The 12,775-nt window shown below is 62.5% G+C and carries 10 protein-coding genes; 9 read left to right on the plus strand and 1 reads right to left on the minus strand.

The window, feature by feature from the left end:
* The first annotated feature begins 54 nt into the window (after window positions 1-54).
* From aspS to NCS03_RS02050, 8 genes are all read left to right on the plus strand, one after another.
* Complete coding sequence (aspS, locus tag NCS03_RS02015) at window positions 55-1,857, plus strand: aspartate--tRNA ligase (RefSeq protein ID WP_008351612.1); 1,803 nt, start codon at window positions 55-57, stop codon at window positions 1,855-1,857.
* A gap of 109 nt (window positions 1,858-1,966) precedes the next feature.
* Window positions 1,967-2,443 (plus strand): dihydroneopterin triphosphate diphosphatase, encoded by a 477-nt coding sequence (gene nudB / locus NCS03_RS02020; protein ID WP_008351611.1) that lies wholly within the window; start codon window positions 1,967-1,969, stop codon window positions 2,441-2,443.
* The gene (locus NCS03_RS02025) at window positions 2,440-3,729 is read left to right on the plus strand and encodes a phospholipase D-like domain-containing protein (protein WP_034470584.1); all 1,290 of its coding nucleotides are present in this window, start codon (window positions 2,440-2,442) and stop codon (window positions 3,727-3,729) included. Before nudB ends, NCS03_RS02025 begins: the two co-directional genes overlap by 4 nt.
* A gap of 272 nt (window positions 3,730-4,001) precedes the next feature.
* On the plus strand, window positions 4,002-4,676 hold the full coding sequence (locus NCS03_RS02030) for a TetR/AcrR family transcriptional regulator (protein ID WP_008351607.1): 675 nt from the start codon (window positions 4,002-4,004) through the stop codon (window positions 4,674-4,676).
* 69 nt (window positions 4,677-4,745) lie between these two features.
* The gene (locus NCS03_RS02035) at window positions 4,746-6,533 is read left to right on the plus strand and encodes an acyl-CoA dehydrogenase C-terminal domain-containing protein (protein ID WP_008351605.1); all 1,788 of its coding nucleotides are present in this window, start codon (window positions 4,746-4,748) and stop codon (window positions 6,531-6,533) included.
* 145 nt (window positions 6,534-6,678) lie between these two features.
* Window positions 6,679-9,099, plus strand: a complete 2,421-nt coding sequence (locus NCS03_RS02040; protein WP_350029344.1) for a 3-hydroxyacyl-CoA dehydrogenase/enoyl-CoA hydratase family protein — start codon at window positions 6,679-6,681, stop codon at window positions 9,097-9,099.
* Window positions 9,100-9,114: 15 nt separating this feature from the next.
* A complete protein-coding gene (locus NCS03_RS02045; RefSeq protein ID WP_250507167.1) occupies window positions 9,115-10,314 on the plus strand; it encodes an acetyl-CoA C-acyltransferase in 1,200 nt (399 codons plus the stop codon).
* Window positions 10,315-10,369: 55 nt separating this feature from the next.
* Window positions 10,370-11,134 carry an enoyl-CoA hydratase gene (locus NCS03_RS02050; RefSeq protein WP_008351601.1) on the plus strand — a complete coding sequence of 255 codons (765 nt, stop codon included), beginning with the start codon at window positions 10,370-10,372 and terminating at the stop codon, window positions 11,132-11,134.
* A gap of 24 nt (window positions 11,135-11,158) precedes the next feature.
* Here the strand turns inward: NCS03_RS02050 and fdhD are convergent, their stop codons facing one another.
* The gene (fdhD, locus tag NCS03_RS02055; protein ID WP_250528697.1) at window positions 11,159-11,986 is read right to left on the minus strand and encodes a formate dehydrogenase accessory sulfurtransferase FdhD; all 828 of its coding nucleotides are present in this window, start codon (window positions 11,984-11,986) and stop codon (window positions 11,159-11,161) included.
* 190 nt (window positions 11,987-12,176) lie between these two features.
* Between fdhD and NCS03_RS02060 the strand changes: the two genes are divergently transcribed.
* Window positions 12,177-12,656, plus strand: coding sequence for a nitrate reductase associated protein (locus tag NCS03_RS02060; protein ID WP_008351596.1), 480 nt, complete (start codon window positions 12,177-12,179; stop codon window positions 12,654-12,656).
* Window positions 12,657-12,775 lie beyond the last annotated feature (119 nt).

The raw sequence follows: 12,775 nt of genomic DNA on the forward strand, positions 1-12,775 counted from the left end.
GCATGACCCGAGCGCGCGAGCCGTTGATTAACGAACAACGAAAGACACAACATCATGTCGATGCGATCTGAATACTGCGGTCTGGTGACCGAGGCCCGACTGGGCGAAACCGTCTCGCTGTGCGGCTGGGTGCATCGCCGGCGCGATCACGGCGGCGTTATCTTCATCGACTTGCGCGACCGCGAAGGCCTCGTTCAAGTCGTCTGCGACCCGGACCGCGCCGAGATGTTCAAGGTGGCCGAAGGCGTGCGCAACGAGTTCTGCGTGCAGGTGAAGGGCGTCGTGCGCAACCGTCCGGAAGGCACCGTCAATGCGAACCTCACGAGCGGCAAGATCGAAGTGCTATGCCACGAACTCGTGGTGCTGAACGCATCGGTGACGCCGCCGTTCCAGCTCGACGACGACAACCTGTCGGAGACCACGCGCCTCACGCATCGCGTGCTCGACCTGCGCCGTCCGCAGATGCAGAAGAATCTGCGCCTGCGCTATCGCGTCGCGATGGAAGTGCGCAAGTATCTCGACGCGCAGGGCTTCATCGACATCGAAACGCCGATGCTGACCAAGAGCACACCGGAAGGCGCGCGCGACTACCTCGTGCCGTCGCGCGTGAACGCGGGCCAGTTCTTCGCGCTGCCGCAGTCGCCGCAATTGTTCAAGCAATTGTTGATGGTCGCGAACTTCGACCGTTACTACCAGATCACCAAGTGCTTCCGCGACGAAGACCTGCGCGCCGACCGTCAGCCGGAATTCACGCAGATCGACTGCGAAACCTCGTTCCTCACCGAGCAGGAAATCCGCGATCTGTTCGAGAACATGATCCGCCACGTCTTCAAGGAGACGATGGAAGTCGCGCTGCCCGAGAAATTCCCGGTCATGCTGTACTCGGAAGCGATGCGCCGCTTCGGCTCCGACAAGCCGGATCTGCGCGTGAAGCTCGAATTCGCCGACCTGACGGATGCCGTGAAGGACGTCGACTTCAAGGTGTTCAGCATGCCGGCCAACTCGAAGGACGGCCGCGTCGCGGCGCTGCGCGTGCCGAAGGGCGGCGAGTTGTCGCGCGGCGACATCGACGGCTACACGGAATTCGTGCGCATCTACGGTGCGAAGGGGCTCGCGTGGATCAAGGTCAACGACAAGACCAAGGGCCGCGACGGCCTGCAAAGCCCGATCGTCAAGAATCTGCATGACGCGGCGCTCGCGGCGATCATGGAGCGCACGGCGGCGGAAGACGGCGACATCATCTTCTTCGCGGCGGATCGCGCGAAGGTCGTGAATGACAGCCTCGGCGCGCTGCGTCTCAAGATCGGTCATTCGGAATTCGGCAAGGCGAACGGCCTGCTGGAAACCGGCTGGAAGCCGCTCTGGGTCATCGACTTCCCGATGTTCGAGTACGACGAGGAAGAGAACCGCTACGTGGCCGCGCATCACCCGTTCACGAGCCCGAAGGACGAGCACCTCGAGTATCTGGAAACGGACCCGGGCCGCTGCCTTGCGAAGGCGTACGACATGGTGCTGAACGGCTGGGAAATCGGCGGCGGTTCCGTGCGTATCTTCCAGGAAGACGTGCAGAGCAAGGTGTTCCGCGCGCTGAAGATCGGCGCTGAAGAAGCCCGCCTGAAGTTTGGCTTTTTGCTCGACGCGCTGCAGTACGGCGCGCCGCCGCATGGCGGCATCGCGTTCGGTCTGGACCGCATCGTCACGCTGATGTCCGGCGCCGATTCGATCCGCGACACGATCGCGTTCCCGAAGACGCAGCGCGCGCAGGATCTGCTCACGCAGGCCCCGAGCGAAGTGGACGAGCGCCAGTTGCGCGAGTTGCACATCCGTCTGCGTCAGCCGGAGCAGAAAGCGCAATAAGCAGCTTTCGTTGTCGATGTGATGAAAAAGGCGCCGGGTGCGCCTTTTTCGTTTTTTGCGTTACAGTCTTTGGGCATAAACAGATAAAGAAACGCGCGTTCAAAAGCTCATGCAGAAGCCGCCCAAAATTCCCGAATCCGTCCTCGTCGTCATTCATACGCCCGAGCTCGACGTGCTCATCATCGAACGCGCGGATCACAAGGGCTTCTGGCAATCGGTGACGGGCTCGAAGGATCACATCGACGAGCCGCTCATCGAGACCGCCGCGCGCGAGGTGCAGGAAGAGACGGGCATCGTGATAGGCAGCGCGCTCGTGCCCGAGAACGCGCTGCTCGACTGGCATCACAGCATTCAGTACGAGATTTATCCGCAATGGCGGCATCGCTACGCGGAAGGGATCATGCGCAACACTGAGCATCAGTTCAGCCTGCTCGTGCCACATTGTCTCGAAGTGACGCTCGCGCCGCGCGAACACACCGCGCATCTCTGGCTGCCGTTTCGCGAGGCCGCCGACCGATGCTTCTCGTGGTCGAACCGGGAAGCGATCCTGCAATTGCCCGAGCGCCTCGCGGCGCATAACCGATGATCGGACTGCGTCCCCGGCGCAGTTTCAAGCGGCTGCGCCAGGCGCTGTTCTCCGGCCGCCGGCCGCCGCGCTTATGCTTCACGACGGGCAATCACGTCAGGCTCTTCAAAGGTGGCGTGCAGTTCTTTCCGGCGTTGATCGAGCGGATCGACAACGCGCGCAAATCGGTGTCGCTCGAAACCTACATCTTCGCCAACGACGACATCGGTCGCGCCGTCTCCGATGCGCTCGTGCGCGCCGCCGAGCGCGGCGTCACGGTGCGCGTGATCACGGATGGCATCGGCACGGAAAGCAATCTGCCGATGTTCGAGCTCTGGAAGGCGCGCGGCGTCGAGCATCGCATCTATAACCCGCATCTGCTGTTCGGTCCGCAAGGCTGGTCGCGCACGCATCGCAAGCTCGCGCTGATCGACGAGACCTTTGCGTTTTGCGGCGGCATCAATATCGTCGACGACTACGACCAGAACGGCACGCGTCTGGAGCGTCCGCGCTGGGATTTCGCGATGGAGGCGCAAGGCCCCGTCGTCAAGGACGTGCGCGAAGCGTTCGATCTCCAATGGCAGCGCATCCGGCTCGGCGTGAAGCCGCGTCAGCCGTCGCAGCCGGGTTGTGAAACGCAAGAGAGCGATCGCGCGCCCGGCCGATGGAACGCCCGTCGCGCCATGCTGGCACGCCGGCGCGCGCGTCTCGGCGAGATTCACGCGGTCGATCGCCCGTGCGTCGCGTTCGTCGCGCGCGACAATCTGCTCAACCGGCGCGCGATCGAAAAGGCGTATCTGCGGGCGATCGCGAACGCCGAGAGCGAAGTCCTGCTGGCGAATCCTTACTTCATGCCGGGTCGCAAGCTGCGGCGCGCGCTTGTCAACGCGGCGGAGCGCGGCGTGCGCGTGTCCCTCGTCATCGGTCGTAAAGAGTTCGTCGCGCTCGATTACGCGACGCCGTTTCTCTACGGCAATCTGCTCAAGCATGGCGTGAGGATCGCCGAGTATGAGAAGACGATGCTTCACGGCAAGGTCGCGGTAGTGGACGCGGACTGGGCGACCATCGGCTCATCCAATCTCGATGCGCTGTCGCTCGTGCTCAACAACGAGGCCAACATGGTGCTCGTCAATCATTCCGAGATCGCGGGGTTGCACGACGCCATTCTTCAGGCTTTTGACGAAGGCCGCCCCATCGATGAAAAACACTATGCGGCGCGGCCCGTTACGGAGCGCACGCTTAATTGGCTGGCTTATAACACGTACCGGCTGATGATGAAGGTGATCACCATCGGGCAGTACGATTAACCTGCCTTTTAGCAGCGATTGCGCAAAAATACATACCGACAAGCAGCGCTGGAGAAGGCTTCCCACGAATCGGGAAATTCGGGCAGTCACTTACAGGCAGTCCGTACATAAAACGCGACAATGAACCCGGACATTGTTGAGATTTATCCTATAGACAAGGCTTGGCGTTTTAGAAATGCGTGTCTAAAAATCTGCTTGTATCACCAACGTTCGGCCATAATAATAGAACGGCCGTTCGATTTTACGGGTCACATAAGAACGGTAGGGACATCATGCGAAAAGGCGAACAGACGCGGGCCGCGATTCTCGACGCAGCGCTGGAGTTGGCAAGTCGGGACGGGCTGGAAGGGCTGACGATCGGCCTGTTGGCCGAACGGATGCAAATGAGCAAGAGCGGTGTGTTTGCGCATTTCGGGTCGCGCGAGGACTTGCAGGTGGAAGTGGTGCGCGAGTACCACAGGCGCTTCGAAGATGAGGTGTTCTTTCCGAGCCTGCGTGAGGTGCGAGGCCTGCCGCGATTGCGCGCGATGATGAATCGCTGGATGGAGAAACGCATCCAGGAAGTGACCACGGGTTGTATCTATATCAGCGGAGCGGTGGAGTACGACGACCGCGCCGCGAGCGCCGTGCGCGAGCAGCTCGTGCATAGCGTGAGCATGTGGCGCGAGGCGCTGCTGCGCGCGATCCGCCAGTCGAAGGACGAAGGGCATCTGAAGGCGGAAACCGATCCGCATCTGATGTTGTTCGAGCTGTACAGCTTTACGCTCGGCCTGCATCACGACGCGCGCTTCCTGCATCTGCCGGAAGCCGTGCAACTGACGCGGGACGCGCTGGAAAAGACGATTCAGTCGTATCAGACGTCGAGTGCGGGCGCGAATGGAAGCGTTGCGCAGCCGACTCCGATCCCGGCCACGAATCTGACATCGCAACAGACCGACAGCCGTTAGCGGCGCCGTTCGAATCGACAAAGGGTTCGGCGGCGCGCAACCAGACGCTTGAAGAAACTGGAGAGACTCATGGGACAGTACGCCGCCCCCCTTCGCGACATGCAGTTCGTGCTGCACGAAGTGCTGAACGTGGAAGCCGAATTGAAGAGCATGCCGAAGCATGCCGACCTTGACGCCGACACCATCAATCAGGTGCTCGAGGAAGCCGGGAAGTTCTGCTCCGAAGTCGTGTTCCCGCTCAATCAGAGCGGCGACCGCGAAGGCTGCACTTACGAGGGCGATGGCGTCGTGAAGACGCCTGCCGGCTTCAAGGAAGCTTATCGGCAGTACATCGATGCAGGCTGGCCCGCGCTCGGATGCGATCCCGAGTACGGCGGCCAGGGCTTGCCCGCGTTCGTGAACAACGCGCTCTACGAAATGCTCAACTCGGCGAATCAGGCCTGGACGATGTATCCGGGCCTGTCGCACGGCGCCTACGAATGCCTGCATGCGCACGGCACGCCGGAGCAGAAGTCGACGTATCTCTCGAAGCTCGTCTCGGGCGAGTGGACCGGCACGATGTGCCTCACGGAACCGCATTGCGGAACGGACCTCGGCATTCTGCGCACGAAGGCCGAGCCGAATCCCGACGGCTCGTACGCGCTCACCGGCACGAAGATCTTCATTTCGAGCGGCGAGCACGACATGGCCGAGAACATCGTTCATCTGGTGCTCGCGCGTCTGCCCGGCGCGCCGATGGGCACCAAGGGCATCTCGCTTTTCATCGTGCCGAAGTTCGTACCGGACGCGAACGGTGCGGTCGGTGCGCGCAACGACATCAAGTGCGGCTCGATCGAGCACAAGATGGGCATTCATGGCAACGCGACCTGCGTGATGAACCTCGACGGCGCGAAGGGCTGGCTCGTCGGCGAGTCGAACAAGGGCTTGAACGCGATGTTCGTGATGATGAACGCAGCGCGTCTGGGCGTCGGCATGCAGGGTCTCGGGCTGACTGAAGTCGCGTATCAGAACTCGCTCGTGTACGCGAAAGAGCGTCTGCAGATGCGCTCGCTGACCGGCCCGAAGGCGCCGGAGAAGGCCGCCGATCCGATCATCGTGCATCCGGATGTGCGTCGCATGCTGCTCACGCAGAAGGCCTATGCCGAGGCAGGCCGCGCGTTCACGTACTGGGCGGCGTTGAATATCGACAAGGAACTGTCGCATGCGGATGAAGCCGTGCGCGCCGAAGCCGCCGATTTTGTCGCGCTGCTGACGCCGGTCATCAAGGCTTTCCTGACCGATAACGCGTTCGAAGGCACGAACATGGCGATGCAGATCTACGGCGGACATGGCTTCATCTCCGAATGGGGCATGGAGCAATACGTCCGCGATGCGCGCATCAACATGATCTACGAGGGCACGAATTCCATTCAGGCGCTGGACCTGCTGGGCCGCAAGATTCTCGGCGACATGGGCGCGAAGCTGAAGCGCTTCGGCAAGCTGGTTGCGGACTTCGTCGAGCAGGAAGGCGTGAAGCCGGAGATGCAGGAGTTCATCAATCCGCTCGCGGATATCGGCGAGAAGGTGCAGAAGCTCACGATGGAGATCGGCATGAAGGCCATGCAGAATCCCGATGAGGTCGGGGCTGCTGCTGTGCCCTATCTGCGCACTGTCGGGCATCTCGTGTTTTCTTATTTCTGGGCGCGGATGGCGAGGGTTGCGCTCGATCGTGCCTCGGGCGGTGATGCTTTCTATAAGGCCAAGCTGGCCACCGCGCGGTTCTATTTCGCCAAGCTGCTGCCTGAGACCGCTTCTACGATTCGCGCTGCTCGGGCCGGTGCCAAGCCTATGATGGATTACGACGAAGCGTTGTTTTGATGTTTTTGCTTTCGCTTCTGCTTTCGCTTTCGGGTGATTGCACGAAGGCGGAAGCGAACCCGAGCGAAAGCGAAAGCGAACAAAAAAGCGAAAGCCGCAGCAAGACGAAACCCCAAACATTCACGAACCCCGGAGTGACCCCACCGTGAACGTCAAAAAAGTCGCCGTGCTCGGCGCGGGCGTGATGGGCGCGCAGATCGCCGCCCATCTGATCAACGCCCGCGTCCCGGTCATGCTCTTCGACCTTCCGGCCAAGGAAGGCCCGAAGAACGCCATTGCGCTGAAGGCCATCGAGAATCTGAAGAAGCTGTCGCCCGCCCCGTTCGGCGTGAAAGACGACGCTCAGTACATCGAGCCCGCGAACTACGACGACGACATCGAGAAACTGAAAGAATGCGATCTCGTGATCGAAGCCATCGCCGAGCGCATGGACTGGAAGCACGATCTCTACAAGAAGGTCGCACCGCACATCGCGCCGCACGCGATCTTCGCGAGCAACACGTCGGGCCTGTCGATCACGGAGCTGTCGAACGGCTTCTCCGATGAACTCAAATCGCGCTTCTGCGGCGTGCACTTCTTCAATCCGCCGCGCTACATGCATCTGGTCGAGCTGATCCCGACCGCATCCACGAAGCCCGAGATCCTCGATCAACTCGAAACGTTCCTGACGAGCGTGATCGGCAAGGGCGTCGTGCGCGCAAAAGACACGCCGAACTTCATCGCGAATCGCGTCGGTGTGTTCTCGATTCTCGCGGTCATCGCCGAAGCCGAAAAGTTCGGCCTGCGCTTCGACGAAGTCGACGATCTCACCGGCTCGCGCCTCGGCCGCGCGAAGTCCGCGACGTTCCGCACAGCCGATGTCGTCGGTCTCGACACGATGGCGCACGTCATCAAGACGATGCAGGACAACCTGCCCGACGATCCGTTCTTCGCCGTCTACAAGACGCCGCCCGTGCTCGACGCGCTCGTCAAGAACGGCGCGCTCGGCCAGAAGACGGGCGCGGGTTTTTATCGCAAGGAAGGCAAGGCGATCAAGGTTCTCGATCCGAAGACGGCTTCTTATGTCGATGGCGGGGCGAAAGCCGACGAACTCATCGGCCGCATTCTGAAGCGTCCGCCAGCCGAGCGTTTCAAGCTCTTGCGCGAAACCGACAACAAGCAGGCGCAGTTCCTCTGGGCGATCTTCCGCGACGTGTTCCACTACATCGCGGTCCATCTGGAATCGATCGCGGACAACGCGCGCGACGTCGATCTCGCGATCCGCTGGGGCTTCGGCTGGAACCAGGGACCGTTCGAAAGCTGGCAAGCCGCGGGCTGGCAGCAGATCGCGAAGTGGGTCCAGGAAGACATCGATGCAGGCAAGGCGCTCTCGAACGCGCCGCTGCCCGCGTGGGTGCTCGATGGTCCCGTCGCCGAGAAGAACGGCGTGCACACGGACGAAGGTTCGTGGTCGCCCGCCGCGCGCCGTTTCGAGCCGCGCTCGACGCTGCCCGTGTACGAGAAGCAGGTGTTCCGCGCGCCGCTCGTCGGTGAGACGGGCGCCGATCCGAAGACCTACGGCAAGACGCTCTTCGAAACCGAAAACGTGCGCGCGTGGCTCGACGACGATCAAAGCGATGTCGTGATCGTGTCGTTCAAGTCGAAGATGAACACCATCGGTCCGGGCGTGATCGAGGGCCTCACGCAAGCCATCGAACTCGCGGAGAAGGAATACCGTGGCGTCGTGATCTGGCAGCCGACTTCGCTGCAACTCGGCGCGCCGGGCGGTCCGTTCTCGGCGGGCGCGAATCTCGAAGAAGCGATGCCCGCGTTCATGATGGGCGGCGCGAAGGGCATCGAGCCGTTCGTGAAAAAGTTCCAGCAAGGCATGATGCGCGTGAAATACGCGAACGTGCCGGTCGTGTCGGCGGTTTCGGGCATTGCGCTCGGCGGCGGTTGCGAGCTGCTGCTGCATTCGGCGAAGCGCGTCGCGCATGTCGAGAGTTATATCGGTCTCGTCGAAGTGGGCGTCGGTCTCGTGCCGGCGGGCGGCGGTCTCAAGGAAGCGGCACTGCGCGCGGCGGAAGCGGCGAGCGCCGTCAACGCGACCAGCGATCTGCTCAAGTTCCTGCAGAAGTCCTTCGAAAACGCGGCGATGGCGAAAGTGTCGTCCTCCGCATTCGATGCCCGCGCGATGGGCTATCTGAAGCCGTCCGACACGATCGTCTTCAACGTGCACGAACTGCTCGACATCGCGAAGAAGGAAGCGCGCGCATTGAGCGCATCGGGCTATCGTCCGCCGTTGCGCGCGAAGCAGGTGCCGGTCGCGGGCCGCTCGGCGATCTCGACGATCAAGGCGTCGCTCGTCAACATGCGCGACGGCCGCTTCATCAGCGATCACGACTATCTGATCGCGAGCCGTATCGCCGAAGCCGTGTGCGGCGGCGATGTCGAAGCGGGCAGTCTCGTCGACGAAGAATGGCTGCTGGCGCTGGAGCGCCGCGCGTTCGTCGAGCTGCTCGGCACGCAAAAGACGCAAGAGCGAATCATGGGCATGTTGCAGACCGGCAAGCCGGTGCGTAACTAAGCGGAGCTGCATAAGATGAGCAAACAACTTCAAGACGCATACATCGTCGCCGCGAGCCGCACGCCGATCGGCAAGGCGCCGCGCGGCGTGTTCAGGAACACGCGCCCGGACGAGCTGCTCGTCCACGCGATCAGGTCGGCCGTCGCGCAGGTGCCGGGGCTCGATACGAACGTGATCGAGGACGCGATCGTCGGCTGCGCGATTCCCGAGGCCGAGCAAGGACTGAACGTTGCGCGCATGGGCGCGTTGCTCGCGGGCTTGCCGAATACCGTCGGCGGCGTCACGGTGAACCGCTTCTGCGCGTCGGGCCTGACGGCGCTCGCGATGGCGGCGGACCGCATCCGCGTCGGCGAAGCCGATGCGATGATCGCCGGCGGCTGCGAGTCGATGAGCATGGTGCCGATGATGGGCAACAAGCCTTCGCTGTCGCCGCATATCTTCGATCGCAACGAAGATGTCGGCATCGCGTACGGCATGGGGCTGACGGCGGAGCGCGTCGCGGAACGCTGGAAGGTGAGCCGCGAGGCGCAGGACGCGTTCGCCGCGGAGTCGCATCGCAAGGCGTTGGCCGCGCAGCAAGCGGGCGAATTCGCCGATGAAATCGCCGCATACACGTTGAACGAGCGCTTCCCCGATCTCGCATCGGGCGAAGTTCGCGTGAACGCGCGCGAGATCGCGCTCGACGAAGGTCCGCGCGCGGATACGTCGGTCGAAGGTCTCGCGAAGCTGCGTCCCGTGTTCGCGAACAAAGGCTCGGTGACGGCGGGCAACAGCTCGCAGACGTCGGACGGCGCCGGCGCGCTGATCGTCGTGTCGGAAAAGATCCTGAAGCAGTTCAACCTCACGCCGCTCGCGCGCTTCGTGAGCTTCGCGGTGCGCGGCGTGCCGCCCGAGATTATGGGCATCGGGCCGAAGGAAGCGATTCCGGCCGCGTTGAATGCGGCGGGCCTGAAGCAGGACGATCTCGACTGGATCGAGCTGAACGAAGCGTTCGCGGCGCAGGCGCTCGCGGTGATCGGCGATCTCGGACTCGATACGTCCAAGGTCAATCCGCTCGGCGGCGCGATCGCGCTCGGCCATCCGCTCGGCGCGACGGGCGCGATCCGCGCGTCGACGGTCGTGCACGGCCTGCGTCGCCGCAACCTGAAGTACGGCATGGTGACGATGTGCGTCGGCACCGGCATGGGCGCGGCGGGCATCATCGAGCGGCTTTGACGCAAACGGTCCGCGAGTGCCGAAAGCTCGCGGACCGACACGAAGGAGACAGCGGATGGAGATTCAGATCGAACGCGCGGACGGCGTGCTGAGCATCGTGCTCAATCGTCCGGAAAAGAAGAACGCGATCACCGCGGCGATGTATCAGGAAATGGCCGACGGCCTCTACGAAGCCGAGATGGACCCGACCGTGCGCGCGGTGCTGATCCGCGCGAACGGCACGACGTTCTCCGCCGGCAACGACCTCGATGACTTCCTGAACGATCCGCCGAAGGGACTCGACGCGCCCGTCTTCCAGTTCCTGCGGCGCATCGCCGGTTTTCCGAAGCCGATCGTCGCGGCGGTCGCGGGCACGGCGGTCGGCATCGGCACGACGATGCTCCTGCATTGCGACATCGTCTACGCGAGCCCGAACGCGAAGTTCTCGCTGCCGTTTTCGCAACTGGGGCTGTGTCCGGAAGCGGCGTCGAGCCTGCTGCTGCCGCGCACGGCGGGTTATCAGCGCGCGGCGGAAAAGCTCTTGCTGGGCGAAGCGTTCGACGTGAACGAAGCGATCGGCATGGGCTTCCTCAACGGCGCGATCGATGCCGCCGAACTCGACGCCTACGCGTTCGACAAGGCGAAGCGGCTCGCGCTCCTGCCGGCGTCGTCGCTGCGCGTGACCAAGTCGCTGATGAAAGGCGCGCACGCGCACGAAGTGACCGCGCGCATGGAAGACGAAGCCGCGCATTTCTCGCGGATGCTCGTCGCGCCCGAAGCGCGCGAGGCGTTTCAGGCGTTCTTCGAGAAGCGCAAGCCGGACTTCAGCAAGTTCGAATAGCTCGGATAGTTCGAATAGCGCGCTTCACTCGACATCGTATTCGACGAAGCTGTTCTCGCGCGCGAAGCTGACGAGCCGCAGGCCCGCCTGCTTCGCGATCGAAATGGCGAGCGAGGTCGGCGCGGAAATCGTCGCGATCATCGGCACGCCGACGCGCGCCGATTTGCGCACGAGTTCATAGCTCGCGCGGCTCGACAGGTACACGAAACCTTGCGTCGTGTCCTCGCGGCGCAGGATCAACTGGCCGATGAGCTTGTCGAGCGCGTTATGCCGCCCGACGTCCTCGAAGGCGTAGCGCACCGCGCCGTTTTCGTCGCACCACGCGGCGGCGTGCAGACCGCCCGTCAGCTTCGTCAATTGCTGATGCGCGGGCAATTCGCGCGCGGCGCGTTCGATCGCATCGGACGCGAGACGATTCAGAAAGCCGGTGTCCGGCACGCGTTCCGGCTGAAGATCGAGCAAGTCGATGCTTTCGATGCCGCACACGCCGCATCCGGTGCGCCCGGCGAGCGCGCGCCGCTTGTCCTTCAGCGACGCGAAAGCCTGCTGCACGACCTGCAGATGTACTTCCGCATGCGGCAACGCGACGCCGTCATCCCGCAAATAAACCTCGATATCGTGGATATCGCTGCCGCGCTCAACTATGCCTTCCGTCATCGAAAAGCCCACTGCGAACGCTTCGAGATCGCGTGGCGTGCACATCATCACCGCGTGCGAAATGCCGTTGAAAACCAGCGCGACGGGCCATTCCTGACCGACGTTGTCAGCGGCGATCGCAACTTCGTTCCTGCGATGCCTGCGCACCTGGCGCTCGACGAAGCCGGGTTGGTCGTCGGTTTCGAGTTGTTCCACTTCAATGCTCCTGACCGCTCACTTCGAGTAAAGTCGGGTATGTGACTTGCTGCCAAAAGTTGCTGTCCGCACGCATCGCGACGCGAACAGCGGCTAGATTGCAATGGTTCCAGCCAGATCCAAGGCCCTACAATAACTTAAGCGGGCATCGCGCGCCGCGCCGCCCGCTTCAATCCAACGAGGCTTCGCTATGGGACTTTACGACGCCGCGCGTCTCTTCGGATTCGAAGTCGAATCCTCTGACAATCTGCGCTTCATTCCGCTTGCCGTGCGCTTCAATCTCGACCGCTTCGGCATGCGCATCTCGCTTGACCAATGGCAGCAGCTTCCTTACGAAGATCGCGCGTTGCTGGCGCGCTTTCCGATCGAAGAGGAGGCCGAGCTCGAGAAGAACTTCGACCTCGCGCTTGAAGAGATGCTGAAGACGCACGCCAATGCCGCGCCCGAAAAGATCGAACGCGACCCCGATCCGGTGTGGATGCACGCCGATGCCGTGCCGGAAACCGTGATCCGTCAAAGCAGCCTCTCCGGGATCAGCGCGCCGAGTCTCGATCGCTGGGGCCAACTCGATCGTTTCCAGCGTTACGCGCTCGCGAAACTCTCGCGCAACACGGACAAGGTCAATCACGATTTCCTGCCCGCGATGAAAGAGTTCGGTCTCACGGAGTGAGCACGCGGCTCGCAAACGTTAAGCAGCCGCTTTAATCAGATTATTTGCGCGTGAGCCCTAAATGTCGGGCGAGAGGCGCCGTTAATGGACGTTATCCATTAATCGGGCGTGGAGCCGTT

Source organism: Caballeronia sp. ATUFL_F1_KS4A, from assembly GCF_023630905.1.
GTDB classification, from domain to species: Bacteria; Pseudomonadota; Gammaproteobacteria; order Burkholderiales; family Burkholderiaceae; genus Caballeronia; species Caballeronia zhejiangensis.